The sequence below is a fragment of the Pseudomonas sp. 2FG genome (genome assembly GCF_005502935.1).
Taxonomy (GTDB): domain Bacteria; phylum Pseudomonadota; class Gammaproteobacteria; order Pseudomonadales; family Pseudomonadaceae; genus Aquipseudomonas.
The window spans coordinates 162696-188147 of record NZ_SCMP01000003.1 but is presented as its reverse complement, the minus strand read 5'-3'; the positions used below and the strand labels follow the sequence as shown (position 1 = coordinate 188147).

Sequence of the window (25452 nt, the reverse complement as noted above, 5' to 3'; positions counted from 1 at the left end):
GGATCAGATAGAACGCGCGCCGGCCTTTGCTAGCGCGCGTATATTGACCGTATCTGCTGTGGAGGGCGCCGTAATGGCCCATGAACTGTATACCCGCACCAACCAAAAACTCTATTTTGCTGGCTTGGCCCTGGATGCCTGGCGCCAAGCAGAAGAGGGGCGCGCGATGAACGCCCAGGCGCTGATTCAGGCCGAGCGCGAGGCGGCGTTATTTCACCTGTACGGTGGGCTGCTAGGCCTTTGCCATGAAATCGCCGGCTATTACCGGCTGGCGGAGACCAATGTTCCGCGCGTGGAGCTAGTGCTGACGAAAGCCGTATTGGATACCGCGCCGAGCCCAGAGTTGGCTGAGCTGGTAGAACTGGCGCAGCAGTCGGAGACCTGGCTTGCCCAGTTGGTGGCAGCCTATGCGGCACTCTTTCAGCCGCCACAAGCGCCGAAAAAGGCGAAAATTGATCCGACGCTGCCCTTGATCGAGTCGCTCAGCCTGGATGAGGACGAGCCGCCACTGGCGCGTCTACTGCTGGAAGACTGGCGTCAGCAGCTCAAAGTGTTGGCCTTGCGTTTTCGTGAGTCGCTCAGCGAGTGCTGAGTTGGGTGGATAGGTGGGCTAGGGGAGAGGCCAAGCTGGCTGGTACACTAACGGCCTTTCGTGGAGATTAGATTTTATGCCTACATCCTTTCTTGAAATCGTCGAGTTGCCCGACGGGCGCATTGCCTTGCGTCGTGCAGAGGATGAAGAGGCGTTGGTAGTTCTAGATTTTTCTGCCGATGCCAAGGCCTTTCTGCAGGGTCACCATATTGAAGTCGCTAAGGCCATGTTGAATGTCGGCGTGCAAATGGCGGGTCGATTGGCTGAGGGTGATTTTGAGCGAGAAGATGGGCCGCGCGTACTTCACTGATCGGCGCGCGTCACTTTCCAGTAGTTGATCGAGCGGTTCTTCCTGAAGCGCTCTTCTAGCGCGGCAAGCCCTTCTGCCTCGGCATTTCTCTAGGCAAAGTAAATGTCTTTGTGTTGCGAGTGGCACATCCATGTGCCGATCAGCGGCTGAAATCGATCAGTGATCTTTAGCCCAGGCTGATATTCAGACTTTGTGCTTTGCCCAGGCGAGCGGCATCGGCAAGTTGCTGGCGCGCCGGACGCTGCAGCGGGTGCAGCCAGCTTACGACTGTATGGCTGCGGCCCAGGCGCAGAGCTTCGCAAGCAAGGTCGAGGGCGCTCTGTTCGCCACGTGGTTGGAGCAGGAGGATGCGTTCGCGGTTCAGTCCTGCATCGCGTAGCCAGGCTTGGGTCAGGCTTGCTGGTGGGGCGATCAGCGTTAGCCAGCGGGCATCTTTTTCCTGACTCAGTTCGCGCAGTATGGGTGCGAGCAGGTGTAGGCAGTTCCCGGCAGCGCCGCGCAGCGACAGCTCGCTAAAGGTTTCCGGGTCATCAAACCAAGCTGATTCCACAGCTTCGGTTAACAGCGGTGTCACCGGTTGAGCCAGAAAGGCCTCGAACAGTGGAAGCTGTGTACGGTTCAGCGACTGCGGGAACTGCATAAAGTCTCCTTTAGCGGCGAATAACGCCGACACTCAAACCTTCGATCACCAGATCCTGTGCTTCCAGGTCCACTTCGATGGGCGCGAACTCAGGGTTCTCGGCAATCAGCCAGACCTTGTCGCCTTCGCGTTTAAAGCGTTTTACTGTCACTTCGTCACCGAGGCGCGCCACAACAATTTGGCCGTTGCGTGCTTCTTGGGTGGTGTGCACGGCGAGCAGGTCGCCATCGAAGATGCCGACGTCTTTCATGCTCATGCCGCGGACACGCAACAAGTAGTCGGCTCGTGGGTGGAAGAAAGCCGGGTTGATCCGGCAGGATTCTTCGATATGTTGTTGTGCCAGAATCGGTGCGCCAGCAGCGACGCGACCAATGATGGGCAGGCCGTCTTCCTCATTGCTCGGCTCAAAACCGGGAATGCGGATGCCGCGTGAAGCACCTGGGGTCATTTCAATCGCGCCTTTGCGGGCGAGCGCCTTGAGGTGTTCCTCGGCTGCGTTGGGTGACTTGAAGCCGAGTTCCTGGGCAATCTCTGCGCGGGTCGGCGGGTAGCCGTGGTCTTCAAGGCAGCGCTTGATAAAGGCGAGAATCTCAGCTTGGCGGGGCGTCAGTTTTAGCATTATTGAGCTCTGTCTTTTTATACAGTGACTGTGATTATATACAGTGATCGAGGCTTGGCAATCCTCCTTTTTGCAGCTTTGAAGCTTTTCTACTGGCAGCGGACGAGCAAGGACTGTTACTTCAGGCGCTTGGCGGACGTCTTGCAGTAAGCCTCTCTGTTATAAAAGTCAGTCTGTTATAAAAGTCCGTGACTGGCCGGCCGAAAGGCGGCTCATGCGACTTGACAAGGTTGCGGCTTGAAACGTATGTTTCAAACAAGTGTTTGTTAGGTGATATTCAATGGCCCAGTCAGAAACCGTCGAACGCATCCTCGATGCTGCCGAACAGCTGTTCGCGGAGAAAGGTTTCGCTGAGACGTCGTTACGCTTGATCACCAGCAAGGCCGGGGTCAACCTGGCGGCGGTGAACTATCACTTCGGGTCGAAGAAAGCGCTGATCCAGGCGGTGTTCTCGCGCTTCCTCGGGCCTTTCTGTGCCAGTCTCGAGCGGGAACTGGATCGTCGTCAGGCTAAAGCCGATCACAAGGCCAGCCTGGAAGATCTGCTGGAGATCCTGGTCGAGCAAGCCTTGGCGGTGAAACCACGCAGTGGCAATGATCTGTCGATTTTCATGCGCCTGTTAGGGTTGGCGTTCAGTCAGAGTCAGGGTCACCTGCGGCGTTACCTGGAAGACATGTACGGCAAGGTGTTTCGCCGCTATATGCAGCTGGTGCATGAGGCGGCGCCGCGAATTCCCCCCATCGAGCTGTTCTGGCGGGTGCACTTCATGCTCGGTGCGGCCGCTTTCAGCATGTCTGGGATCAAGGCGTTGCGCGCTATTGCCGAGACCGACTTCGGGGTGAATACCTCGATTGAGCAGGTCATGCGCCTGATGGTGCCATTCCTCGCTGCGGGCATGCGTTCTGAAACCGGGGTGACCGATGAAGCCCTGGCCAGCGCGCAGCTTCGTCCGCGCAGCAAAACCGCAGTCGCCACCGCCAAGGTTTGACGTCGAGCGGTGGGCGCCGCCGATGTGATCGGCTAAGCTAGCCGCCATGCGTGCCCTCGATCTTCTCCATATCTCTCTCGCCGACCAATGCCTGTACGGCTTTGCCAATGGGCAGTTGGTGCTGCGCCTGGCGGTTTCCACTGCACTGAATGGACCGGGTGAGCAAAACGGCTCCGGCTGTACGCCGCGCGGCCTGCATCAGGTGCGCGCGAAGATTGGCGAAGGGCTACCCGTGGGTGCGGTGCTGCGTGGGCGGCGTTGGACGGGCGAGGTCTGGTCGGAGGCGCTGAGCGAGCAGTTTCCCGATCGCGATTGGATCCTCACCCGCATTCTCTGGCTAAGCGGCTGCGAGTTGGGGCGCAATCGTCTCGGTGTTGTGGATACCTTCCGCCGTTATGTCTATCTGCATGGCACCCCGGACACCGAGCCGCTGGGGATAGCTGGCTCCCACGGCTGCATTCGCCTGCGCAATCGCGATGTGCTGGAACTCTTTCCCCGTGTGCCCGTCCACTGCGCTGTACAGATAGATGAAGCGCCGTGCCCGGCATGGGCGGCGGCCGAACTCAGCTAAGGATTTTGTTATGACTTCTGGCCTGCAAGGCTCATTGATGCTGGATATCGGCGGCACTTGGCTGACCGCCGAAGACCGCCAACTACTGCGCCAGCCGCAAGTGGGCGGTCTGATCTTGTTCGCGCGCAATATCGAGCATCCGCGACAGGTGCGGGAGCTGTCTGCGGCGATTCGTGCCGTGCGTCCGGATTTGTTGTTGGCGGTGGATCAAGAGGGGGGGCGAGTACAGCGCCTGCGCCAAGGTTTCGTGCGGTTGCCGGCGATGCGGGCGATTGCCGATAACGCTAATGCCGAGTGGCTGGCCGAGCAGTGCGGTTGGCTGATGGCTACCGAAGTGCTGGCGGTGGGGCTGGATCTGAGCTTTGCGCCGGTGCTCGATCTGGATTATCAGCGCAGTGCGGTGGTCGGTAGCCGTGCTTTCGAGGGCGACCCACAGCGGGCCACGCTGCTGGCCGGTGCCTTCATTCGCGGCATGAACGCGGCCGGTATGGCGGCGACCGGCAAGCATTTTCCCGGCCATGGCTGGGCGGAGGCGGACTCTCATGTGGCGATTCCCGTTGACGAGCGCAGCCTGGAGCAGATCCGCGCTAGTGATCTGCGGCCTTTCGCGGCATTAAGTCAGCAGTTGGCCGCGGTGATGCCGGCCCATGTCATCTACCCGCAGGTGGACGGCCAGCCGGCCGGTTTCTCCCGTCGTTGGCTGCAGGACATCCTGCGCGGTGAGTTGCGGTTCGATGGGGTGATCTTCAGCGATGACCTGTCCATGGCTGGCGCCCATGTGGTGGGCGATGCGGCGAACCGGATCGAGGCTGCCCTGACTGCGGGCTGCGACATGGGGCTGGTGTGCAATGAGCGCGGCGCTGCAGAACTGGCCTTGAGCGCTTTGCAGCGTCTGAAAGTGCAGCCACCAGCGCGTCTGGCGCGGATGCGCGGCCAGGCCTTCCCGACCACCGAATATCGCCAGAGCCCGCGTTGGCTCCAGGCCGTGGGCGCCTTGCAGGCCGCCCAGTTGATTGACTGAGGATAACGAACATGACTGTCTACGCCATTATTGGTGGTACCGGCCTTACCGAGTTGGAGGGCCTGACCATCAGCGCGGTGCTGAATCTGGATACCCCCTATGGCGCTCCTTCTGCGCCCGTGCTGCGCGGTAACTACGCGGGGCGCGAAGTACTGTTCCTGGCTCGCCATGGCCATCCGCACCGCATTCCGCCGCATCAGGTCAATTACCGGGCCAATTTGTGGGCGCTCAAACAGGCAGGGGCGCAGGCGATTCTGGCGGTGAATGCCGTCGGCGGTATTCACCCGGCCATGGGCACTGGGCATTTCTGCGTGCCACACCAGATCATCGATTACACCTCCGGGCGTGAGCACAGCTTCTTCGCGGGTGAGCTGGAGCATGTGACCCACGTGGATTTCAGCTACCCCTACGATGCTGCGCTGCGCGAGCAGTTGACGGCAGCGCTGGCGGCGGGAGGCTGCGCGTTCAGCGGGCATGGCGTGTATGCCTGCACCCAGGGCCCGCGTCTGGAGACGGTGGCCGAGATCGCCCGGTTGGAGCGCGACGGTTGCGACATCGTCGGCATGACCGGCATGCCGGAGGCCGCTTTGGCCCGTGAGCTTGAGCTGCCTTACGCCTGCCTGGCGCTGGTGGTCAACCCGGCGGCCGGCAAGTCGACTGGGATCATCACCATGGCCGAGATCGAACAGGCACTGGCCGACGGCATCGACAAGGTCAAGGCGGTATTGGCCAGGGTGTTGGCGGGATAAGAAGCTTCTCGGGCCGGATGCTGGGTTACGCCTGCGGCTAACCCACCCTACAGTCCTGATCCGGCTAGCTCGCAGCTATCCCATCGGCAGTGGCGCGAAGAGTGCGTCGATGTCGCTTGGCTGCAGTTGCCAGTCACCTTTGCCGCCGTTTTCCAGTACGCCGGCGGCGAGGGCGGCTTTTTTCTGCTGCAGTTGCTGGATTTTCTCCTCGACGGTGCCACGGGCGATCAGCTTGTAGACGAACACCGGCTTGTCCTGGCCGATACGGTAGGCGCGGTCGGTGGCCTGGTTTTCCGCGGCCGGGTTCCACCAGGGGTCGTAGTGGATCACGGTGTCGGCGGCGGTCAGGTTGAGGCCGGTGCCGCCGGCTTTCAGGCTGATCAGGAACAGCGGTACCGCGCCGCTCTGGAACTGCTGTACCGGGGTGCGGCGGTCCGTGGTTTCGCCGGTGATCTGCACATAGGCGATGTCGCGGCGCTGCAGTTCTTCTTCGATCAGCGCCAGCATCGAGGTGAACTGCGAGAACAGCAGCACGCGGCGGCCTTCGGCGAGCAGCTCCTCGAGCATCTCCAGCAGGCTGTCGAGCTTGCCCGAATGGTCACCGTGGGGCTTTTGCGGGGTGCCGGCGCTTTTCACCAGGCGCAGGTCGCAGCAGACCTGGCGCAGTTTCAGCAGGGCTTCGAGAATGACGATCTGGCTGCGCGCCAGGCCCTTACGGTCGATTTCCTCGCGGACCTTCTTGTCCATCGCCAGGCGCACGGTTTCGTAGAGGTCGCGTTGCGCTTCGCTGAGTTCGACCCAGTGCACGATCTCGCTCTTGGCCGGCAGTTCCTTGGCCACCTGATCCTTCTTGCGCCGCAGCAGGAAGGGTTTGATCCGCGCATTGAGGTGGGCCAGGCGGGCGCTGTCGCCGTGCTTCTCGATAGGCGTGCGGTAGTCGCGGGTGAAGCGCTTGCTGTCGCCGAGCCAGCCGGGCATCAGGAAGTGGTACAGCGACCAGAGTTCGCCCAGGTGGTTTTCCAAGGGCGTGCCGGACAGGCACAGGCGCTGCTGGGCGTCGAGCTGGCACGCAGCCTGGGCGGCCTTGCTGGCGGGGTTCTTGATGTATTGCGCCTCGTCGAGGATCAGTACATGCAGGGGCTGCGCTTTCAGCCGTTCGAGGTCGCGGGGCAGCAGCGCATAGGTGGTCAGCAGCAGGTCGTATTCGCCGAGGCGGTCAAAATCCTTGTGCCGCTGCGGGCCGTGCAGGGCGAGCACCCGCAGTTGCGGAGCGAAGCGCGCAGCTTCGTCCTGCCAGTTGGGGATCAGGCTGGTGGGCATGACCGCCAGGGCCGGGCGGTCGAGGCGCCCGGCGTGTTTTTCCGTGAGCAGGTGAGCCAGGGTCTGCAGGGTCTTGCCCAGGCCCATGTCGTCACCGAGGATGCCGCCGGCTTCCAGCTCGCGCAGGGTCTGCATCCAGCCGAGGCCTTCGAGCTGGTAGGGCCGCAGTTCGGCCCGCAGGCCGGGCGGGGCGAGCGCCGGGCTGCTCTGGCAGTCGCGCAGGCGGCGGGCGAATTCACGCAGGCGTTCGCCGCCTTGCCATTCCAGATCCAGGGCGTCCAGCGCGCTCAGGCGGGCGGCGTCGGCCCGGCCCAGGCGCAATGCTGTGCTCGGCTCCTGGTCGCGCAGGTACAGCTCGCCGAGGGTGGCGAGGATCGGCTTGAGGCGGCCAAAGGGCAGCACCACCTGCAGTGCGCGGCCGTCTTCCTGGCGTACGCTGTCGAGCTTCAGGCGCAGCAACTCGTCGTCGGCCCGCAGTGCCAGGTTGGTCGCGCTGAGCAGTTGCGGATTTTGCCGAATCAGTTTCAGCAATACCGGTAGCAGGCTGATGCGCTGGCCATCGACCACTATGCCCAGGGCCAGGTCGAACCATTCGCGTTCGGGGGCTTCGTCCAGCTCGGCATACCAGGCGTCCACCGGCGTCAGGTCGAAGAGGAAGCCGGGCTTGATCTCGATCTGCCAACCCTGCTTGCGCAGTTGCGGCAGCCCCTGTTGAACGAAGTCGAGCCAGTCTGCTTCGCTGGCCAGGTCGAACATTTCCGCCGAGTCTTTGGGCAGGGCCTGGCTTTGCCGCAGGGCAGGGCACAAGCCGAGCCGTTCCAGCTGCTGGCGTAGCGCGCGTTCGGCCTCGGGCTGGCGGGCGATGTTGAGGATTTCCGCACTGTCGACGCTGCGAATCCGCTCGCCAGCGGCCACCTTCTTGCCGTGAATGCGGGCGCTCGCGTAGAGAAAGCTCAGGCCGGCACGGTGCTGGTGTTCGCTGCCCATGCGTCCGGTGCTCGGCTGGTAGCCGCTGAACAGGTGGCTGCCGAGGCTCAGGTGCGGCGTTGGCTGCAGATCATCGATCCGCCGCTCCACCGGCGCGCAGGGGAGCGGCACCTGGGGGGCCAGTTCGCGCAGCGACAGGCTGAACAGTTCGGCCTCGGCGACGCTGACGCTCGGTGCCTGGCTCAGGTGGCTGGCCAGACGGGCGGGCAGGTCATGCTGCAGCGGGCCGATCTGGCCGGTTTCGATATCCAGGTAGTGCAGCGGCTCGACCGCCGTGAGCACCTCCAGGGCAGGCGCTGCGTCGATTTTCCAGGTCGGGCAATAATCGCCGTTCCTCATGCTTTGCCAGGTGAAGTGTGCCTGGCGCGGTTCGCCGCCGCGCAGGGGCCGGTCGTCTTCGAGGTCGAGGAACAGCCGGCCAGTTTCCAGCAGCAGGGCGAGGATTTCACCGCCACTGGCGCCATTCAGGTCGAGTCGGTTGTCATAACGGTAGCTGTTGTCCTTGCTGCTGTAAGCCAGGCGGGCGATACGCAGATCCAGCGGCAGTAGAAAGCGTGGCTCGCGTTGGATCGCTTCGCGCAACGAGGAGTACGGCTTGACCTCCGCCAGGCTGCCGTCCTTGCGCAGGCGCACCTTGTACAGCTCGATCAGCAGGTCGGGAACCAGCTGGTAATACAGGCGTGACAGTTCGCCCGGCGGGTAAGCGTTGGCGTCGGGGCGGTCGGCCTTGGGCAGCTGTTGCAGCCAAGTCTGCAGTGGGCCAGACAGCTTGGGTGTGGCGGGCGTAGTCGCCGTCTGACTGGGCGACTGCTGTAGCAGATGCAGCAACACCGCGACGCAGTGCTTGCAGTTATAGCCGACTGGGCAGCTGCAGCGGCCAATCAACGGTGTGCCTGGAGTGCCGAGGAGTATCTGCTGCTCGTAGCGCTGCGTACCCGAGCCGCGGCAGTTGGCCCTGATCAGGTTGTCCGCGCAGGAGTGAATGCTCACGCGGTTCTGCCGGGCATACTCCTGGCCACGGGTCAGCGCGCCGCGGTCGAACTCGTCGGTCCAGGCGTGTTGCCTCAGCTGTTCGAGGGTAGAGCGCATCGGCCAAACCTTACAGGGGGGATACCTTGATCAGCAGGCCGAGGCTGCCGTGGTCGAGGAAGGTCAGTTCGCCGTTCTTCAGGCGGGTGCCTTGCTTGAGGCGTTCGCTGCCGGTGAGCAGGCCGTCGGCGTCGAACTGATTGATCCAGAAATCGCTTTCCAGGTCGACAAAGCGCAGCTGCTGCAGGCTTAGCGTGCCTTCCACCGGGAAGTGGCCGAACTGCTGCTCGCCGCTCGACAGGGCGATTTTCGTCGGGGCTTCGCCGACGTTCTGCTGCCAGGCCTGATGCAGCAATACCTGATAGCCATTGGCGGCGGTGAGCTTGGCCGCCTCGGCGTTCAGGGCCGTGCCGCGCTCACTGCCCGCGGCTAGTGCTTGGGCGTCGGCGGCCCAGTCATCCGGAGCGGTCTGGCTGGCCGGAATCGGTTCGCCAGCCTGGCGGAAAAGGATCAGCTCGACCTGATACAGGCCGTCGGCGAAGGCAGTCGGGGCGATGAGGGTCAGCAACAAGGCGAGGCAACGGAGGGCACGCATGAATCAGTCCTTTTTAGGTAGGGCAATTCGCCTAGAGGCGTCGTGAGCGAGCGCAACAGCCTCTAGGTGGATTGTGGGGTCAGACGCTCGAAAAGCGCCTCGAGTGTATTGAAGCGCTCTTCCGGGCGCTCCATCGGCACCTGGAATTTAAACTGCGTGGCGCCTTCGAACCTGTAACGCTTCGGTTGGCCTTGGATCAATTTGATCAGTACCAAGGGATCGACCTGGGTGTCGGCGGCAAATTCTATCCGTCCACCCTGGGGGCCGGCATCGAGCTTCTTGATCCCGAGCTGCTCGGCCTGCAGTTTCAGCAGGGTCAGGCGCACCAGGTTCTTGGTCGGCTCCGGCAGCAGGCCGAAGCGGTCGATCATCTCGACTTGCAGCTCCTTCAGGCTGTCCTCATCGGCAGCCGAGGCGATGCGTTTGTAGAGGATCAGGCGGCTATGCACATCGGGCAGATAGGCGTCGGGAATCAGTGCCGGTACGCGCAGGTTGATTTCCGGCCCGCCGCCGAGCGGTTGCTCCAGATTGGGTTGCTCGCCTTTGCGAATGGCTTTCACCGCGCGTTCGAGCATCTCCATATAGAGAGTGAAGCCGACCGCTTGAATCTGTCCGCTCTGGCCGTCACCGAGCAGTTCGCCGGCGCCGCGGATTTCCAGGTCGTTGGTCGCCAGCAGAAAACCGGCGCCGAGATCCTGGGTGTTGGCGATGGCTTCCAGGCGTTTTTCCGCGTCCGGGGTCATCTGTTTGCGTGGTGGCGTCAGCAGGTAGGCATAGGCCTGGTGGTGGCTACGGCCAACCCGGCCGCGTAGCTGGTGCAGCTGCGCCAGGCCGAACTTGTCGGCGCGCTCGATGATGATGGTGTTGGCGCTTGGCACGTCGATGCCGGTCTCGATGATGGTCGAGGCGATCAGCACGTTGAAGCGCTTGTGGTAGAAGTCGCTCATCACCCGTTCCAGATCGCGTTCGTGCATCTGCCCGTGGCCGATGCCGATGCGCGCCTCGGGCACCAGTTCGGCGAGGTCGGCGGCGCATTTCTCGATGGTTTTTACATCGTTGTGCAGGTAGTAGACCTGGCCGCCGCGCAGCAACTCACGCAGCAGGGCTTCTTTGATGATCGGCTTCTGCTGTTCCATGACGAAGGTGCGCACCGACAACCGCCGCGCGGGCGGGGTGGCGATGATCGACAGGTCGCGCATGCCCGATACCGCCATATTCAGCGTTCTCGGGATGGGGGTCGCGGTGAGGGTGAGGATGTCGACTTCGCTGCGCAGGGCCTTGAGCTGTTCCTTTTGGCGTACACCGAACCGGTGTTCTTCGTCGATGATGACCAGGCCGAGGTTTTTGATCTTCACATCGTCCTGCAGCAGCTTGTGGGTGCCGATGACGATGTCGATCTTGCCTTCGGCCAATTGCTGTACGGCTGCATCGACCTCCTTGTTCGACTTGAAGCGGCTCATCACTTCGACCGTTACCGGCCAGTCGGCGAAGCGGTCGCAGAAGCTGTTGTAGTGCTGCTGGGCGAGCAATGTGGTCGGCACCAGAATCGCCACCTGCTTGCCGCTGTGCACGGCAATAAAGGCGGCGCGCATGGCCACTTCGGTCTTGCCGAAGCCGACATCGCCGCAGACCAGGCGATCCATGGGTTTCGCCGCCAGCATGTCGGCCATCACCGCGTCGATGGTGGTCTGCTGGTCCGGGGTTTCCTCGAAGGGGAAGCCGGCGCTGAAGGTGGCGTAGTCGGCCAGCGGGTCTTTAAAGGCGTAGCCTTCGCGGGCCGCGCGGCGGGCGTAGATATCCAGCAGCTCGGCGGCCACATCGCGAACTTGTTCGGCGGCCTTGCGCTTGGCCTTCTGCCAGGTTTCCGAACCGAGGCGGTGCAAGGGCGCCAGGGCGTCATCGCTGCCGGTGTAGCGGGCGATCAGGTGCAGGCTGGCGACCGGCACATACAGCTTGGCTTCCTCGGCGTACATCAGGGCGAGGAATTCGGCGGCCTGGCCGTCGATTTCCAGGGTGATCAGGCCGAGGTAGCGGCCGACGCCATGGTCGATATGCACCACCGGCGCGCCTTCGCGCAGCTCGGTGAGGTTCTTGATCACCGCATCGCCGTTGTCGCTGCGTTTTTCCCGGCGTCGGCGTTGCATCACGCGCTGGCCGAACAGCGGACTTTCGGCGATCAGCGCGACGGCGGGTTGCTCGAGCAGCAGGCCGTCATCCAGCGGGGCTATGCAGATTGCCAGGCGCTCGGCGCTGCCGATGAAGTCCAGCCAGCCGTCGACCGCCTGAGGGCGCAGGTGCAGGCGCGCCAGCAGCTCCAGCAAGACTTCGCGGCGCCCGGCGGACTCGGCGGTGAACAGCACGCGGCCGGGGAACTCGTCGAGGAAGCGCTCCAGCGCCGCCAAGGGTTGGTTGGCCTTGGCCTGGATCGCCAGCTCCGGCAAGTCGCGCGCGGGGAAACGCTCGCGGCCGACGCCGGCGTCCACATCCTGTTGGCTGACGACCACGCGTGGCCAGTTCTTCAGGCGGGCGAAGCAGTCTTCGACCGGTAGAAACAATTCGGTAGGCGGTAGCAGTGGGCGCTCGGGGTCGACGCGGCGCTCTTCGTAGCGATTACGCACGTCGTTCCAGAAATGCTCGCTGGCTTGCTCGATACCCGGCAGGGAAAACACCTGGGTGTCCGTCGGCAAGTAGTCGAAGAGGGTAGCGCTTTCCTCGAAGAACAGCGGCAGGTAGTACTCGATGCCCGCCGGGGTGATGCCGCTGTTGAGATCCTGATAGATGGGGCAGCGGCGGAAATCGACGTCGAAGCGCTCGCGAAAACGGGCGCGAAAGCCGGTTACGGCTTCTTTATTCAGCGGGAATTCGCGGGCCGGCAGCAGGCGGATGGACTCGACCTTGTCGATCGAGCGTTGGGTTTCCGGGTCGAAAGTCCGCAGGGTTTCGATTTCGTCATCGAACAGGTCGATGCGATAGGGCAGCGGATTGCCCATCGGGAACAGGTCGATCAGCGCGCCGCGCACGGCAAACTCGCCGTGTTCATAGACGGTGTCCACGCAGCGGTAGCCGGTGGCCTCCAGGCGGGTGCGCATCTGTTCGACATCGAGTTTCTGGCCGACATCCAGCACCAGACTGCTGCCGAGCAGAAAACGCGTCGGCGCCAGGCGGTGCAGGGCGGTGGTGATCGGCACTACCAATATGCCGTGGGTCAGCTCCGGCAGGCGGTACAGGCTGGCGATGCGCTGCGAAATGATGTCCTGATGCGGCGAGAACAAGTCATAGGGCAAGGTTTCCCAGTCCGGGAAGTGCAGTACCGGCAACTCGGGCGCGAAGAAGCGCAGTTCCTGCTCCAGGCGTTCGGCGCTCTGGCTGTCGGCGGTCAGCAGCAGGGTGAAGCGCTTGGCCGCGCTGGCGGCCTCGGCAATAGCCAAGCTGAGCGCGGCGCCGGGCAAGTTGCCCCAGTGTTGTTTGCCCGAAGCGGCAGGCAGAGTGGGTAGACGCAATACGGACACGAGTGGTCGTGGCTCCGGTCGAGGATTGACCGGGCGGATTGTAACTAGCGGAACGATCTGCTGTCAGTGTTTCGTCCGCTGCAGATTGCCCCCGGTTGCGCGGGCCGTCATAATGTAGCCCCTTTTTTCAGCCCCTACATATGTCGAAGGTACTGCCCGTGACTCAGAAGCCTGACCAGTGTCTTGGTGAATGGATTGATCGTGAAGCGCTCGCCGAGGCGATGATTCCGCTGATCGGTCAGCTCTACCGCAATAACAATGTGGTGAGTTCGATCTATGGCCGCAGCCTGATCAACCGTTCGGTGATTGCGATCCTCAAAGCGCACCGTTTTGCCCGGCACCGCCAGGCTGACGAAAGCGAACTGTCGGTGCATGAGACCTTCGCCATTCTCAAAGAGATGAGCGCGCTCAAGCTGGGCGCCGCTTCCGTCGACCTGGGCAAGATGGTCGTCAAGTACAAGGCCGAGGCCAATGGCCGCAGCATCGAGCAGTTCGTCCGTGACGAGTTGGCCGAGGTGGTTGGCAAGCAAAATGGCGCCCCGCGCAAGGGCACCGATGTGGTGCTCTACGGTTTCGGTCGGATCGGCCGCCTGCTGGCGCGGATCCTGATCGAGAAAACCGGTGGTGGCGACGGCCTGCGCCTGCGCGCGATCGTTGTCCGTAAAGGCGCGACCAATGACCTGGTCAAGCGCGCCAGCCTGCTACGGCGTGACTCGGTGCATGGTCCGTTCGATGGCACCATCACCGTCGATGAAGCCAACAACACCCTGACGGCCAACGGCAACCTGATTCAGGTGATCTACGCCAAAGAGCCGAAAGAGGTGGACTACACCCAGTACGGCATCGAGAACGCACTGCTGGTCGACAACACCGGCGTCTGGCGCGATGCCGAGGGTCTGGGTCAGCACCTGGCCTGCCCGGGTATTGGCCGCGTGGTGCTGACTGCGCCAGGCAAAGGCAAGCTGAAGAACATCGTGCACGGCATCAACCATGCCGAGATCAGCCCTGACGACAAGATCATTTCCGCGGCTTCCTGCACCACCAACGCCATAGTGCCGGTGCTGAAAGCGGTGAATGACAAGTTCGGCATCATCAATGGCCACGTGGAAACCGTTCACTCCTACACCAACGACCAGAACCTGATCGACAACTTCCACAAGGGCGATCGTCGCGGCCGTAGTGCTCCGCTGAACATGGTGATCACCGAGACCGGAGCCGCCACCGCGGCGGCCAAGGCGCTGCCGGAACTGGCGGGCAAGCTGACCGGCAACGCGATTCGCGTACCGACGCCGAACGTGTCGATGGCCATCCTCAACCTGAACTTGGAGAAGGCCACCACCCGTGAAGAGATGAACGAGTACCTGCGCTACATGGCGCTGCACTCGGACCTGCACAAGCAGATCGACTTCGTTAATTCCCAGGAAGTGGTTTCCACCGACTTCGTCGGCTCGCGTCACGCCGGTGTGGTCGATGCCGAGGCGACTATCTGCAATGACAACCGCGTGGTGCTGTACGTCTGGTACGACAACGAGTTCGGTTACAGCTGCCAGGTCGTGCGGGTGATGGAAGACATGGCCGGGGTCAACCCGCCAGCCTTCCCGCACTAAGCGCTGAAGTCAGGCAAACAACAAAACGGGAGCTTCGGCTCCCGTTTTGTTGTTTGGCGGTCGACAATTTTCACCTCGCCCGGCTGCGCCTTCTGCGCTCCCTCTATCCACGGGCGAGCGCCTGCGTTTCAACTGCCCGGCGCCGTTCTAACGGCGAACATGCCCTGCTTTTGTAGGAGCGGATTTATCCGCGATGCGATCCGCCGCCGAGCATCGCGGATAAATCCGCTTACAGGTTCGTGCAGCCGAGACCCTCGCGGCGTAATCGGCTTCGAGCGAAAGACGCCCGGCGTGCCGAGCGCCTGTCTTGGAGTGACAGTGACCAAGTAGAATCGTATTATCCGCGGCCACTGCGACGAGCCAAGCCGACAGCTCGGCCAGAGCATTACCAATCGCTGATTTCAAAGGGAATTGAAGATGAGCAAGACTTTGCACCTCCTGAGTTTGTTTGCGCTCAATAGATTGTCCGAAGCGCAACAGATCGCTAATCGTGGTCTGTCCCTTATTGCTCCTCGACCTGAATGGACTTGTCCCCTTTATTCTTTCCTGGCTTTCTCCGGCGGCCAAGCCGGCCTCAATCTGGTAACGTTGGCCCTGAGTCGGCTGCCGGTAAGGCGTGGTCATCTGCGTTTGAATCCTTTGGTGTAAGAGCATGGATTTTACCGGTGGCTGGCTCCCTGTCTCGTGTTTCAAGCGTTGCACTTATTCTATGAATTCAGGCAGGAAGGATAAGTTCTTGCAACAGTTGGAGAGAGGATTGGAATACCGGTGCTATCCAATTTCAATTAGCTTGATATGCCCATACTCATATTTCACATGGAGTCCGTATGAGAGATTTTAAAAACCTTGTTTTAACTGCAGCGATTAGTGCTGTTGCCGTGGGTCTGACAGGTTGTTCTGGGGAGCCATCGGGGGCTGAGATTGAGGCGTTATTGCGCGCCAGCCTAGCGGGAACCACTAAGCAAATGGAGGGGGTTGTTGGTGCGCAAGCCGCAAAGAATATGAGTGGTGAGATTTACTCTGTTGAGAGCTTGGGCTGCGTTGACAGAGAGCCAGCTGGGTACATCTGTGATGTCGAGGTGGACATGAAAGCGCCGTTTTCCGGTCGCAACAAATCAGTAGCCAAAGTGGCTCTAGTTGAAGGCGATGATGGCTGGAAACTTGTTCAATAGTTAGCGTGGTTTTGTGTGTTTGGCAGCTGCTTTCTCGCGCCCGTGCGTGTGTTCCTCGCAGAGCTAAAGGTGGTTGAGGACTTGGTTTTTCGTGAGCATGGAGCTTTAAATGATCAGAGTTTGCATCTTTGCTGTAATCGCTGTCGCTCTGAGCGGGTGTTCGAATCTTTCTGGTTTGCAAGAGGGATACAACGAATGGAGCACCAGCCGTACCGTTGGCCACTGGAAGGGCACTCAGCGTTGTATTGAAGAGAGCTACGGTGCCATTCAAAGCGTCGAGATGAAATTGGTTAAGGGCGACATGCCTTTAACCTCTTATGGAATGGTCTTGATTGAGCGCCGCCTCGATCAGAACACTCTCGCTCGCGCCTGGGTTCAGGTTCGCGCTGAGTCTGCAGTAGGTGGCAAGGCCATCATGACTGGCACTCAAGTGCTCAAGACTCAAGGCCCTCTTCGTTGGGTGACTACCACTTGGCCAGGCGCATTCCTCGACGACAACACCATGGAGCTGACCGCTTGCGGTGCTCCGTTGGTTCTCAAGAGGCAGGCTGAGGGCACGCCTTCCTCCATCTGATTTTCATACCCTTGGGGTGCTTGCGCCCCATTTTGTTTTCACATCCCGATGCCGGCCGCATGAGTGGAACACTACATCCACCCTCTCCCCCGCATCGGTCTGATTAGATCGTTGAATAAGGATGCGTCCGTGCATTCCTATTTAGGATCGCCACGTAAGGCGTCTTCACAAAAGGACAAAGAACGGAATGAAGCAACATTTACTCGTAGCAGCCCTCGCTACCACTCTTGTTGGCTGCGGTTCTGACTACACGACCGACGAAGTCAAAACGAAAGACGACATGACTTTCAAGCCAACCTCTACGTACGTCGAAAAAGATAGCGGCGACTTGGTATCAGGCCGCATCATTAAAGAAGAAAACGGCGTTGTCGTGCTTGAATTTGAAATCGCTGATGGCAAGGTCAACGGGGCGTGGATCGAACGTAACGAAAAAGGTCAGGTTGTCGAAGTACATGAAATGGATCACGGCAAATACACCGGTGATTCGAAAAATTATTGCAGCGGCAATCCTGAGCAACTCATCTCGCATGTCAATTACGACAACCCGTTGATGACTGTGAAGGGCTACGACTGCGACACGGGCCTTCAGACCATTGAGCGAGTCCAGCGTTATACGCTGGGAGAAAAAGGCAACGGCATGGAGGTTGGTGAGCAGAAGCGCTGGGACATCAAAGACGGTAAGCAGATTCTGCGTATCGTCGAACGCCACAATACGGAAGGTATGCTTGACGGGGTCACTGAGGTCTACTGGGGTAACGGCGCTATCCAGGAAAGAAGCAACTACAAAAACGGCAAGCAAAACGGCACGAAGGAGTTCTATGCCCAACAGGAAGATGGCGCCTCCAAGTTGCAGACTGTTGAAAAATATGTTGACGGCAAGCTCGAAGGCGAAAAGGTTGAGTACATACTCTCTGACAAATGGCCTGCTGAAACCGTAGGTGGCAAGTGGCTTTATAAAGACGGAAAAAGAACGAGCTCCCTTGAAATTACCAGCACTTCCAAGATGATCTCGTTTAATACCGCCTTCAAAAAAGACAACGCAGCCTATCGTCAGCGCCTGCAAGGCGAATTCAACTGGGCCACTGGCTATAACATCACTGACCTCGAAGCCTTGAGTTACCTCATCGACAACTCTGGCTCTGCCATCAATGACCCGCTTGAAGGTGACGGTCGAACTGCCATCCACTACGTACCGGTAAATGGCTTTGACATGCTCCGTAATAAGGGCGCTGACGTTAATCTCCAAGATGGCGCCGGTAAAAGTCGACTCATGCATTGTTTTGAATCAAACAGTCTGCGCTGTTCGCCTGAGCACATGCTCAGACTCATCACTGAGTTCCCATCCAAGGTAACTGACTTGTATGGGAACAGTGCTCTGCATTACTTCTGCATGGCCTCAAGCGCCGAATCGTATCGTGGCAAAAATGACAGCGCGATCATGGATGCACTGATTAAAACTCAGGACGTTAATGCCAAGAACAATGAAGGTAAAATGGCATTGCACTACTGCATGTCTTTGAATCGCGACCTAGCCGTTCAACTGGTTGATGCAGGCGCTGATCTGAACGCAAAAGACGCTGCACAGATTGCTCCTTTGCAGTATGTGTTCATTACGAATCCGCACACACACTCTTTGGCGCGCGGCATCCAAATTCAGTGGGATGCAGAGCGGATTGAGCTTGTGAGCAAGTATGTTAGAAAAGGCAATGTCGATCTTCAGAATGAGAAATTTCCAGGTTTCGAAAAGAGCCTGAAACAACTGATGATTGATAACGGTGATCCGCAAAGTGCCATGGCGATGGATCGTCTATCCGCACCAGCCAAGAGCTGATCTGCGCCTGAAACGAAAAGATCCGCCTCGCAGGCTGTGTGAAAACTCCAGCTCTGAATTAAAGGGGTCGTAGTGATTTTTAGGCATAAATCACTACGACCCCTTTAACGACCCCTTTAACCGGAAAGTTCTACGACCCCTTTAACCTTCGACCCCTTTAACCCCTTATTCTCCTTTTACGTCCTCTGGTCGTTTCAGTTTAGGGCGTTGGTTATACCAGGGGCGTTGCATGCGCAGCACCAGGCGATCGATCTGTGGCACCAACAGGTTGGCGGCTAGCACGGCGAAGCAGAGACCGTCGGCGTAAAGCCCGAATTCGCGAATCAATTCGGTCAGCGAGCCAATGATAACGCCGAACAGGACGCGGCCGGCACGCGTATCGGGACTGGTGACCGGATCGGTGGCGATGAAAAAGGCGGTGAACAGATAGCCGCCGAGGCTGAGACTGTAGAGGCTTTCCTGTGGGGTATGACCGGCTGCCAGGCACAGCACTAAAGTGCTGACGAGCATCGCCAGAGGAATCTCGATGCGGATCACCCTCAATAAAGCCAGGAGTAAGCCGCCGGCTGCATAGCCGAGCCCCGACAGGTTGAGTGTGACCGGTGTGAACTGCCCCAGGGCCAGCTGTGTTGCGCCAGCAAACGCATCAATTGTGAGGCGGGGCGCCAGTTGCAACTGCTGCAGAAGAACCTGTTCTGCGCTCAGGGTGAGAGTCCAGGGGGCCTGGCTCGTTGGAGCAGGATACAACAGTTGGTAGAAACAGATGGCGATGATGGCCAGGCCAACCATGGCGGGGTTGAGACGGTTGCGGCCGAGGCCTCCACTGCCGTGTTTACACAGTACGAAGGCGGCAAAGCTGGCCAGTGCCATCATCCACAGCGGAACCAGCAGCGGCAGTGCCCGAGCCAGAATCAGGCCTAACACCAGCCAGCTCAGGTCGCCCAGCCCCTCACGCACCTTGCAGCCGCGCAGACGCAGCAGACCGGCTTCGAACGCCAAGGCCAGCAGCAGGCACCAGAAGGTCTGCAGCCAGACCACGATGCCGAATTGCCAGGCGTACAGTGCGGTGCCCGGCAGCATGCACAGGCTGACCAGCAGCATCAGTGTTCTGAGCCGGTGCGGGGTAGGACGGCGCACCAGACTCATCGGCGCAGCTCCGCCTTGCTCTGGCGAAAGCGCTCGCGCAGCGGCAGATGGCTGGGACAGGTACTGCTGCAGCTGCCGCACTCGATACAGGCATCCAGCCGCAGTGTCTGCAATGTAGCGTGGTCATTGCGCTCAGCCGCGGCGTAGAGGTCCAGCGGTCTTAGCTCCATCGGGCAGACATCTATACAGCGTGTGCAGCGGATGCAGCTGCCCTCAGGCTCGGTTGCCGGCAGGTAGCGCTCGGCGCCAAAAATCAGGCAACTACTGGTCTTGCTGATGACGGCGGTGGGGGCCGGTAGCGAGTGTCCCATCATCGGGCCACCGACCTGGGTCAGTTGGCCTTCGGGATCGGCACCGGCAAGCGCGCGCAGTGCGCTGACCGGATAGCCAATTGGGACCTCGACATTACCGGGGCGTTCACAGGCTCCGGTCAGCGTCAGCACCCGTGATATCAGCGGTTCGGCGTGGAAGATAGCGCGTCCCAGTGCGTAAAGTGTCGCGACATTGAGCGCCAGCACGCCGATCTCGGCGGGCAGGGAGCCCGGCGCTAGGTTACGGCCGCTCAGGCCCTTGATCAGCAGCGGTTGGCCCCCTGCCGGGTAGCGCGCCGGTAGCGGACAGATCTCGACCTGAGTGCGCGCTTGGCGGGAGGCGTCCCGCATCGCCGCTATCGCCTCCGGTTTGTTGGTTTCGATACCGAAGCGGGTCTGCGTTATACCCAGCAGGGTGGCGAGATAGTCGGCGGTTTCGATCAGCGCCTCGGCGCGTTCGCGCATGAGACGATCATCGCAGGTCAGGAAGGGCTCACATTCGGCACCGTTGATCAGCAGCAGGTCGGGCTGCTGGGCACCGGCCAGCTTGAGGCCCGTTGGGAAGCCCGCTCCACCGAGTCCAACTATGCCCATCTGCAGAGCCCGTTCGACCAGCGCCTCGGGTGTTTTGGGTGGCGCCAGAACGGGACGCGCGCCCCACTCATCCAGACCGTCTGCGTGCAGAATAACGGCCATAACCGGCTCAGGTGAGTCGGCCGCGAAGGCGAGGCCGATCTGTTCCACGATGCCGGAGGTGCTGGCATGCACCCACGGGGTGTTGCCATCGCCAATGCCGATCACCTCGCCCTTGCGCACATACTGCCCCGGTTGCACGCAGGGCTGAGCGCATCTGCGCCCCCGCTCGAGCGGGATCGCCATCTGTATTTGCCCGATTGCGACCGGGGCAATCGGCTTGGAGTTTGATAACTGCTTGTAGCCTCTGAGCTTGAGTCCTCCGTGCCAGCTGTGCTGTGCAGGCGTGGCGATGGCGAGCAGGCGGCGCCAGAAGGATTTCGATTGCGACTGGCGCTTGGCTCGGAGGGGGAGCTGCATGCGCTCGACACTCTGCAACGAATGGCTAGACATTTTCAGTCCTCCAATTTTTGGATATAAAAAACCCTGTGCGGCAATGCACATAAGAGAATTTTGCTGCCGGGTTTTTTGAGGGAATAGCGAGGCAGGACACTTGATCACTCACGGGGTTTCAGAGCGCCAAATGGATGAATTGTTCATTTATTGATCAGCTCTACCGACAAACGGTAGGCCAAGCGCCGGCCAGTGTGGCGATCAGCAGGAGCACTTCGATGCGCCGCGCTGGCCGGCTACCTGCTCTGCTTGCTGGGCTTGAAGGCGCGCCGCGCCGGACAGGAGCGACGTTTTCAAAGCAACAGCCTCAGGAGCAAGCCGGTGCTGTCGCAGTGGCGGCTGGGCTTGGAGTACAGGCGAACTGGCGGACAGGACATGCCGCGAGACACCTCGGCGGATGACGCGCTCTGGGCGCGGCCCGGCGGGCATTACTCGGAGCCAGGTAGGGCGGGTGAAACCCACGCGGTAAAAACGTTAATCCGCTGCCGCTTGGTTGAGCCCGTAGCTCAAACCATCACGTGAAAACATAAAGCAGGGGCGGCAGCTAAGGTAGGCTTTAACCATCCATGTTTCGGCAACTGAGAAAAAGGGAATCTTCTCTCAGGGTGGTGGGTTACGCCGCTGCGCGGCTAACCCACCCTACGCGCTCTGGCGTGGGAACGATCAAGGACCAATATCGTAGCCATAGACATGCAATGAGGTGAGCCCTATGTTCCAAACAATCAGCCCTTTAACTCGACCCCTTTAACGTGCTGGACGATTTCGGTGGTTAGAGTACGAATCCTGCTGCTGTTGCTGGCCGCTCTGCTAGTGGCCGGCTGCGGCGACCAGGTCGAGCAATTCGGCGGCCCAACCATGGGCAGCAGCTATTCGATCAAGTATGTGCGCAGTGCCCAGGCGCCGGCGGTCGAGCAGGTGCAGCCGGCGGTCGAGGCGATCCTCGCCGAGGTGGACCGGCAGATGTCTACCTACCGCGGCGATTCCGCCGTGTCGCGTTTCAATGATTTGCCGGCCAATAGCTGCCAGGCCATGCCTGGGCCGGTGCTGGAACTGGTGCGGGTCGGCGAAGGCCTGGCGCAGGCAAGCGCTGGGGCCTTCGATTTGACGGTAGAGCCCTTGCTCGACCTGTGGGGCTTTGGCCCGCAGTCGCGCGGCGAGCGGGTGCCGAGCGCCGAGCAAGTGGCGCAGGTGCGCAAGTTGGTTGGGCATCAGCATCTGCGGATTGACGGCCAGCAGCTGTGTAAGGACGTGGCCGTCCAGCTGGATCTCAATAGCCTTGCCGCCGGTTACACAGTGGATCGGATTGCGCGCCGGCTGGACGAGCTGGGCATCGGCAGTTATTTGCTTGAGGTCACTGGCGAGCTGAAGGCGCGGGGCAGGAAGGCCGATGGTTCGCCCTGGCGCGTGGCGATCGAAGTGCCGCGCGATGATCAGCAGCTTGCGCAAAGGGTGCTGCAGCTGGATGGTTATGGCATTTCCACCTCGGGCGACTATCGCAACTATTTCGAAGCGAACGGCAAACGCTATTCCCACACCCTCGACCCGCACACCGGCGCGCCGGTCACGCATAGTCTGGCGGCGGTCACCGTGGCCGATCCGTCGGCCCTGCAGGCTGATGGGCTGTCGACTCTGCTGATGGTGCTGGGCCCGGAGCGTGGTATGGCGTTCGCCGAGCAGGCCGGTATTGCCGCCTTTTTCGTGACCCGCGAAGGCGAGGGTTTCGTCACACAGAGCACGACAGCCTTCGAGCGGTTATTTTCGGCGGATGAGTAAGGCGCTACGTGCCGGCCCTTTGCTGAAATTGTCAGCCTGGTGCGAGAGCCAGTGTTCGATCTGCGCGGATGACCCAAATAAGTCTGAAAAACTGCGTTGCGAGCGCGATGTAGTGGCGGCAAAGCTCGCCTACCGCGCGACCAAGCGCTAATGTGCAGCGCCAAGCGGCGCGGTTAAGCTGCATCAGAGATTCGATCTGCCGTGGCACACGCTGCCGCGGCCTTGCCAGGGGCGCAAGCGAGCGTCCTGGTCTGTTCCAGAGGAGTAAACATGGCGGTCTACAACTACGACGTAGTGGTGCTGGGTTCGGGGCCGGCGGGCGAGGGGGCGGCGATGAACGCCGCCAAAGCCGGGAAAAAAGTGGCAGTGGTGGACAGTCGTCGCGAAGTCGGCGGCAACTGTACGCACCTCGGCACCATCCCGTCCAAGGCGCTGCGTCACTCGGTGCGGCAGATCATGCAGTACAACACCAATCCGCTGTTCCGGCAGATCGGTGAGCCGCGTTGGTTCTCCTTCCCCGACGTGCTGAAAAGTGCCGAGCGGGTGATCGCCAAGCAGGTCACCTCACGCACCGGTTTCTATGCGCGCAATCGCATCGACGTGTTCTTCGGCACCGGCAGTTTTGCCGACGAGCAGACCGTTGAGGTGGTGTGCCCGAACGGTGTGGTGGAAAAACTGGTCGCCACGCAAGTCGTGGTGGCTACCGGCTCGCGCCCGTATCGCCCGGCCGACGTCGATTTTGGCCATCCGCGGGTCTACGACAGCGACACCATTCTGAACCTCAGCCACACGCCTCGCCGCCTGATCATCTACGGCGCCGGGGTGATAGGTTGTGAGTACGCCTCGATCTTCAGCGGTCTGGGAGTCTTGGTCGACCTGATCGACAACCGTGAGCAACTGCTGAGCTTCCTCGATGACGAAATCTCCGATGCGCTCAGTTACCACCTGCGCAACAACAATGTGCTGATCCGCCACAACGAGGATTACGAGCGTATCGAAGGCGTGGATAACGGCGTGGTGCTGCACCTGAAATCGGGCAAGAAGATCAAGGCCGACGCCCTGCTCTGGTGTAACGGGCGTACCGGCAACACCGACAAGCTGGGCCTGGAAAACATTGGCATCAAGGTCAACAGCCGGGGCCAGATCGAGGTCGATGGGCACTATCGCACCAGCGTCTCGAATATCTATGCGGCGGGTGACGTGATCGGCTGGCCGAGCTTGGCCAGTGCGGCTTTCGACCAGGGCCGTTCGGCCGCCGGGAGCATCATCGAGGACGGTAGCTGGCGTTTTGTCGACGACGTGCCGACGGGTATCTACACGATTCCGGAGATCAGCTCGATCGGCAAGACCGAGCATGAGTTGACTCAGGCGAAAATTCCTTACGAGGTCGGCAAGGCGTTCTTCAAGGGTATGGCGCGCGCGCAGATTGCCGGCGAGCCGGTGGGCATGCTGAAGCTGCTGTTTCACCGCGAAACCCTGGAAGTGCTCGGTGTGCACTGCTTCGGTTACCAGGCTTCGGAGATCGTCCATATCGGCCAGGCGATCATGAACCAGAAGGGTGAGGCGAACAGCATCAAGTACTTCGTCAACACCACCTTCAACTACCCGACCATGGCCGAGGCCTATCGGGTGGCGGCGTTCGACGGTCTCAACCGGCTTTTTTGAGCGGCTCCGACCGGTGGCCTGAGCCGGTCGGGGGGGATGACTTCTTCTTAGGAGTCAGCAGCGATTCCCGAGGGTGGCGCTGGCCAAACCGGGAAAGTCTGTAATCAGGCTGTCCACGCCGAAGTCGGCGAGCCGGCGCATCAGCGCCGGTTCGTTGACCGTCCACACCGACACATGCAGCCCCTGCTTCTGGGCTCTCAGCAGGCGTTCCGGGGTGCAGAGCGTCCAGTTCAGCGCCAGTATCTCGCAGCCATAATGCTTGGCGACCTTCAGTGGGTCGAGCCAGGCGTATTCCGCGACCAGGCCGCGAGATAGCTGCGGGGTCAGGCGTGTCAGTGCGCGCAACACTTCCCGCGAGCTGGAGGTGACGGTGACCTTGTCGACCAGGCCAAAACGCTGCGCCAACTCCTGAATCGCCAGCACGGTGCGCGCCGCGCGAACCCGCGAGGCGCTTTTCACCTCCAGCTGCCAGTGCTCGAAGTCGCACTTCTCGAACAGTTCGGCCAGCCGTGGGATCGGGCAGGGGTGCACCCAGCCTGGGCCGCCTTTGCGCGCGTCGTAGGTCACCAGTTCGGCGGCCTCGTGCTCCACCACCTTGCCGCGGTGGCCGGTAGTGCGCTTCAGGGTCGGGTCGTGAATCACCATCAGCTCGCGGTCGCGCGACAGATGCAGATCCAGCTCGCAGCGGCGGACGCCGTGCTCCAGGCAGCGCTGGAAACTGCTCAGGGTGTTTTCCGGTGCTTCGCCCTTGGCGCCGCGGTGGCCGTAGATCTGGGTCACGGTTGCTCCTTAACTGGCTGTTGCTGCACGTTGGGCTCGTTCGGATGGCGTGGCTGGTGGTGGCGCACGCTATCGATCACCCGGGCACTTTCAAAGTAGACGCTGAACTCGCGGTAGTCCCAGCGGCTGATGGGTGGCTTGCCGACGGCAGGGTGTTCCTCATCGGGCAGACCGAAACGTTCGAGCACCGCGTGCTGCGCTTGGCCGCGAGCGGGCAGGGCGATAGTCGTCGGCCCTTGCTGGCCAAGGGGGATCTCAAGGGTGTCAGCGAAGCCGGGGAGCGGCAGCAGGACCAATAGCAGAAGAAGGCGCGACATTGTCATCTCTTTGGCGGGTGGCTAGGTGTTGCGATTCGAAGTCGCTGAGGTGCGGATCGCCGAGCGGATTGCACAGTGGCGAGGCGTCATTCAGCGCCTCACTGGCGAGCGCATTGGCGCCGGACAGTTGGCTGAATTCCAGTGCGATCGGGTCGTCGATACGATAGTATTCGCGGCGATCATCTGTATCTTGTGACGTCACGGCGAACCCATGGCAGCAGTGGTGGTCTGAGTGTAAGGCCGCTCGCCAAGCCTCGCCA

23 protein-coding genes are annotated in these 25452 nt (G+C 60.9%); 13 read left to right on the top strand and 10 right to left on the bottom strand.

Going from position 1 to position 25452, the window contains the following annotated elements; all coding sequences use genetic code 11:
* Nucleotides 1-73: 73 nt before the first annotated feature.
* Together FFS13_RS04385 and FFS13_RS04380 are read left to right on the top strand one after the other, a co-directional pair.
* Complete coding sequence (locus FFS13_RS04385) at nt 74-592, top strand: DUF6586 family protein (protein WP_137817884.1); 519 nt, start codon at nt 74-76, stop codon at nt 590-592.
* Nucleotides 593-668: 76 nt separating this feature from the next.
* Nucleotides 669-902: a hypothetical protein gene (locus FFS13_RS04380; protein WP_137817883.1), complete on the top strand. Its 234-nt coding sequence runs from the start codon at nt 669-671 to the stop codon at nt 900-902.
* Nucleotides 903-1068: 166 nt separating this feature from the next.
* Here FFS13_RS04380 and sulA read toward each other — a convergent pair whose 3' ends face one another.
* Nucleotides 1069-1542, bottom strand: a complete 474-nt coding sequence (gene sulA / locus FFS13_RS04375) for an SOS-induced cell division inhibitor SulA (RefSeq protein ID WP_137817882.1) — start codon at nt 1540-1542, stop codon at nt 1069-1071.
* A gap of 10 nt (nt 1543-1552) precedes the next feature.
* The gene (lexA, locus tag FFS13_RS04370; RefSeq protein WP_137817881.1) at nt 1553-2161 is read right to left on the bottom strand and encodes a transcriptional repressor LexA; all 609 of its coding nucleotides are present in this window, start codon (nt 2159-2161) and stop codon (nt 1553-1555) included.
* Nucleotides 2162-2441: 280 nt separating this feature from the next.
* On the opposite strand from lexA, the gene FFS13_RS04365 reads away from it, so the two are divergent.
* Genes FFS13_RS04365 through FFS13_RS04350 form a run of 4 tightly spaced genes read left to right on the top strand, consistent with a single transcriptional unit; the run spans nt 2442 to nt 5490 of the window.
* Complete coding sequence (locus FFS13_RS04365) at nt 2442-3149, top strand: TetR/AcrR family transcriptional regulator (protein WP_137817880.1); 708 nt, start codon at nt 2442-2444, stop codon at nt 3147-3149.
* 46 nt (nt 3150-3195) lie between these two features.
* Complete coding sequence (locus tag FFS13_RS04360; RefSeq protein WP_137817879.1) at nt 3196-3720, top strand: L,D-transpeptidase; 525 nt, start codon at nt 3196-3198, stop codon at nt 3718-3720.
* Nucleotides 3721-3742: 22 nt separating this feature from the next.
* Nucleotides 3743-4741, top strand: coding sequence for a beta-N-acetylhexosaminidase (nagZ, locus tag FFS13_RS04355; protein WP_171006421.1), 999 nt, complete (start codon nt 3743-3745; stop codon nt 4739-4741).
* Between the two features lie 11 nt (nt 4742-4752).
* Nucleotides 4753-5490: an S-methyl-5'-thioinosine phosphorylase gene (locus FFS13_RS04350; protein WP_137817877.1), complete on the top strand. Its 738-nt coding sequence runs from the start codon at nt 4753-4755 to the stop codon at nt 5488-5490.
* A gap of 75 nt (nt 5491-5565) precedes the next feature.
* Here FFS13_RS04350 and FFS13_RS04345 read toward each other — a convergent pair whose 3' ends face one another.
* The 3 genes from FFS13_RS04345 to mfd all read right to left on the bottom strand — a co-directional run bounded on the left by FFS13_RS04345 (nt 5566) and on the right by mfd (nt 12930).
* Nucleotides 5566-8886 carry a DEAD/DEAH box helicase gene (locus FFS13_RS04345; RefSeq protein WP_137817876.1) on the bottom strand — a complete coding sequence of 1107 codons (3321 nt, stop codon included), beginning with the start codon at nt 8884-8886 and terminating at the stop codon, nt 5566-5568.
* Nucleotides 8887-8896: 10 nt separating this feature from the next.
* A complete protein-coding gene (locus FFS13_RS04340; RefSeq protein WP_137817875.1) occupies nt 8897-9421 on the bottom strand; it encodes a CsiV family protein in 525 nt (174 codons plus the stop codon).
* 62 nt (nt 9422-9483) lie between these two features.
* Nucleotides 9484-12930 (bottom strand): transcription-repair coupling factor, encoded by a 3447-nt coding sequence (gene mfd, locus FFS13_RS04335; protein WP_137817874.1) that lies wholly within the window; start codon nt 12928-12930, stop codon nt 9484-9486.
* Nucleotides 12931-13070: 140 nt separating this feature from the next.
* On the opposite strand from mfd, the gene FFS13_RS04330 reads away from it, so the two are divergent.
* The 5 genes from FFS13_RS04330 to FFS13_RS04310 all read left to right on the top strand — a co-directional run bounded on the left by FFS13_RS04330 (nt 13071) and on the right by FFS13_RS04310 (nt 18114).
* Nucleotides 13071-14537, top strand: coding sequence for a glyceraldehyde-3-phosphate dehydrogenase (locus FFS13_RS04330; protein ID WP_137817873.1), 1467 nt, complete (start codon nt 13071-13073; stop codon nt 14535-14537).
* A gap of 417 nt (nt 14538-14954) precedes the next feature.
* Nucleotides 14955-15185 (top strand): hypothetical protein, encoded by a 231-nt coding sequence (locus FFS13_RS19705; RefSeq protein ID WP_171006409.1) that lies wholly within the window; start codon nt 14955-14957, stop codon nt 15183-15185.
* Nucleotides 15186-15364: 179 nt separating this feature from the next.
* Nucleotides 15365-15709 (top strand): hypothetical protein, encoded by a 345-nt coding sequence (locus tag FFS13_RS04320; protein ID WP_137817871.1) that lies wholly within the window; start codon nt 15365-15367, stop codon nt 15707-15709.
* 109 nt (nt 15710-15818) lie between these two features.
* The gene (locus FFS13_RS04315; RefSeq protein WP_137817870.1) at nt 15819-16283 is read left to right on the top strand and encodes a hypothetical protein; all 465 of its coding nucleotides are present in this window, start codon (nt 15819-15821) and stop codon (nt 16281-16283) included.
* Between the two features lie 187 nt (nt 16284-16470).
* Nucleotides 16471-18114, top strand: coding sequence for an ankyrin repeat domain-containing protein (locus FFS13_RS04310; protein ID WP_137817869.1), 1644 nt, complete (start codon nt 16471-16473; stop codon nt 18112-18114).
* Nucleotides 18115-18279: 165 nt separating this feature from the next.
* Here the strand turns inward: FFS13_RS04310 and FFS13_RS04305 are convergent, their stop codons facing one another.
* Nucleotides 18280-19260: an RnfABCDGE type electron transport complex subunit D gene (locus FFS13_RS04305; RefSeq protein WP_137818013.1), complete on the bottom strand. Its 981-nt coding sequence runs from the start codon at nt 19258-19260 to the stop codon at nt 18280-18282.
* Nucleotides 19257-20657 (bottom strand): electron transport complex subunit RsxC, encoded by a 1401-nt coding sequence (gene rsxC, locus FFS13_RS04300; protein ID WP_137817868.1) that lies wholly within the window; start codon nt 20655-20657, stop codon nt 19257-19259. Before rsxC ends, FFS13_RS04305 begins: the two co-directional genes overlap by 4 nt.
* Before the next feature lie 765 nt (nt 20658-21422).
* Here rsxC and FFS13_RS04290 point away from each other — a divergent pair.
* Both FFS13_RS04290 and sthA read left to right on the top strand, forming a co-directional pair.
* On the top strand, nt 21423-22430 hold the full coding sequence (locus FFS13_RS04290; protein ID WP_256657812.1) for an FAD:protein FMN transferase: 1008 nt from the start codon (nt 21423-21425) through the stop codon (nt 22428-22430).
* 270 nt (nt 22431-22700) lie between these two features.
* Complete coding sequence (gene sthA / locus FFS13_RS04285; protein ID WP_137817867.1) at nt 22701-24095, top strand: Si-specific NAD(P)(+) transhydrogenase; 1395 nt, start codon at nt 22701-22703, stop codon at nt 24093-24095.
* A gap of 54 nt (nt 24096-24149) precedes the next feature.
* On the opposite strand, the gene FFS13_RS04280 is transcribed toward sthA, so the two are convergent.
* From FFS13_RS04280 to FFS13_RS04270, 3 genes are read right to left on the bottom strand one after another with little or no spacing between them, the layout of a single operon-like run.
* Entirely contained in the window at nt 24150-24875 is a 726-nt protein-coding gene (locus FFS13_RS04280) for a glycerophosphodiester phosphodiesterase (RefSeq protein WP_137817866.1), read from the bottom strand.
* On the bottom strand, nt 24872-25198 hold the full coding sequence (locus FFS13_RS04275; RefSeq protein ID WP_371922928.1) for a phosphodiesterase: 327 nt from the start codon (nt 25196-25198) through the stop codon (nt 24872-24874). The genes FFS13_RS04280 and FFS13_RS04275 overlap by 4 nt, the downstream gene beginning before the upstream one ends.
* Nucleotides 25140-25394: a hypothetical protein gene (locus FFS13_RS04270; RefSeq protein ID WP_256657810.1), complete on the bottom strand. Its 255-nt coding sequence runs from the start codon at nt 25392-25394 to the stop codon at nt 25140-25142. Before FFS13_RS04270 ends, FFS13_RS04275 begins: the two co-directional genes overlap by 59 nt.
* Between the last annotated feature and the right edge of the window lie 58 nt (nt 25395-25452).

Excerpts from the sequence above, each read along its gene's own strand:
- FFS13_RS04385 (WP_137817884.1), top strand. The coding sequence starts at position 74 with ATGGCCCATGAACTGTATACCCGCACCAACCAAAAACTCTATTTTGCT.
- FFS13_RS04380 (WP_137817883.1), top strand. The coding sequence starts at position 669 with ATGCCTACATCCTTTCTTGAAATCGTCGAGTTGCCCGACGGGCGCATT.
- sulA (WP_137817882.1), bottom strand. The coding sequence starts at position 1,542 with ATGCAGTTCCCGCAGTCGCTGAACCGTACACAGCTTCCACTGTTCGAG.
- lexA (WP_137817881.1), bottom strand. The coding sequence starts at position 2,161 with ATGCTAAAACTGACGCCCCGCCAAGCTGAGATTCTCGCCTTTATCAAG.
- FFS13_RS04365 (WP_137817880.1), top strand. The coding sequence starts at position 2,442 with ATGGCCCAGTCAGAAACCGTCGAACGCATCCTCGATGCTGCCGAACAG.
- FFS13_RS04360 (WP_137817879.1), top strand. The coding sequence starts at position 3,196 with ATGCGTGCCCTCGATCTTCTCCATATCTCTCTCGCCGACCAATGCCTG.
- FFS13_RS04350 (WP_137817877.1), top strand. The coding sequence starts at position 4,753 with ATGACTGTCTACGCCATTATTGGTGGTACCGGCCTTACCGAGTTGGAG.
- FFS13_RS04345 (WP_137817876.1), bottom strand. The coding sequence starts at position 8,886 with ATGCGCTCTACCCTCGAACAGCTGAGGCAACACGCCTGGACCGACGAG.
- FFS13_RS04340 (WP_137817875.1), bottom strand. The coding sequence starts at position 9,421 with ATGCGTGCCCTCCGTTGCCTCGCCTTGTTGCTGACCCTCATCGCCCCG.
- FFS13_RS04330 (WP_137817873.1), top strand. The coding sequence starts at position 13,071 with ATGTCGAAGGTACTGCCCGTGACTCAGAAGCCTGACCAGTGTCTTGGT.
- FFS13_RS19705 (WP_171006409.1), top strand. The coding sequence starts at position 14,955 with ATGAGCAAGACTTTGCACCTCCTGAGTTTGTTTGCGCTCAATAGATTG.
- FFS13_RS04320 (WP_137817871.1), top strand. The coding sequence starts at position 15,365 with ATGAGAGATTTTAAAAACCTTGTTTTAACTGCAGCGATTAGTGCTGTT.
- FFS13_RS04315 (WP_137817870.1), top strand. The coding sequence starts at position 15,819 with ATGATCAGAGTTTGCATCTTTGCTGTAATCGCTGTCGCTCTGAGCGGG.
- FFS13_RS04310 (WP_137817869.1), top strand. The coding sequence starts at position 16,471 with ATGAAGCAACATTTACTCGTAGCAGCCCTCGCTACCACTCTTGTTGGC.
- FFS13_RS04305 (WP_137818013.1), bottom strand. The coding sequence starts at position 19,260 with ATGAGTCTGGTGCGCCGTCCTACCCCGCACCGGCTCAGAACACTGATG.
- rsxC (WP_137817868.1), bottom strand. The coding sequence starts at position 20,657 with ATGTCTAGCCATTCGTTGCAGAGTGTCGAGCGCATGCAGCTCCCCCTC.
- sthA (WP_137817867.1), top strand. The coding sequence starts at position 22,701 with ATGGCGGTCTACAACTACGACGTAGTGGTGCTGGGTTCGGGGCCGGCG.
- FFS13_RS04275 (WP_371922928.1), bottom strand. The coding sequence starts at position 25,198 with ATGACAATGTCGCGCCTTCTTCTGCTATTGGTCCTGCTGCCGCTCCCC.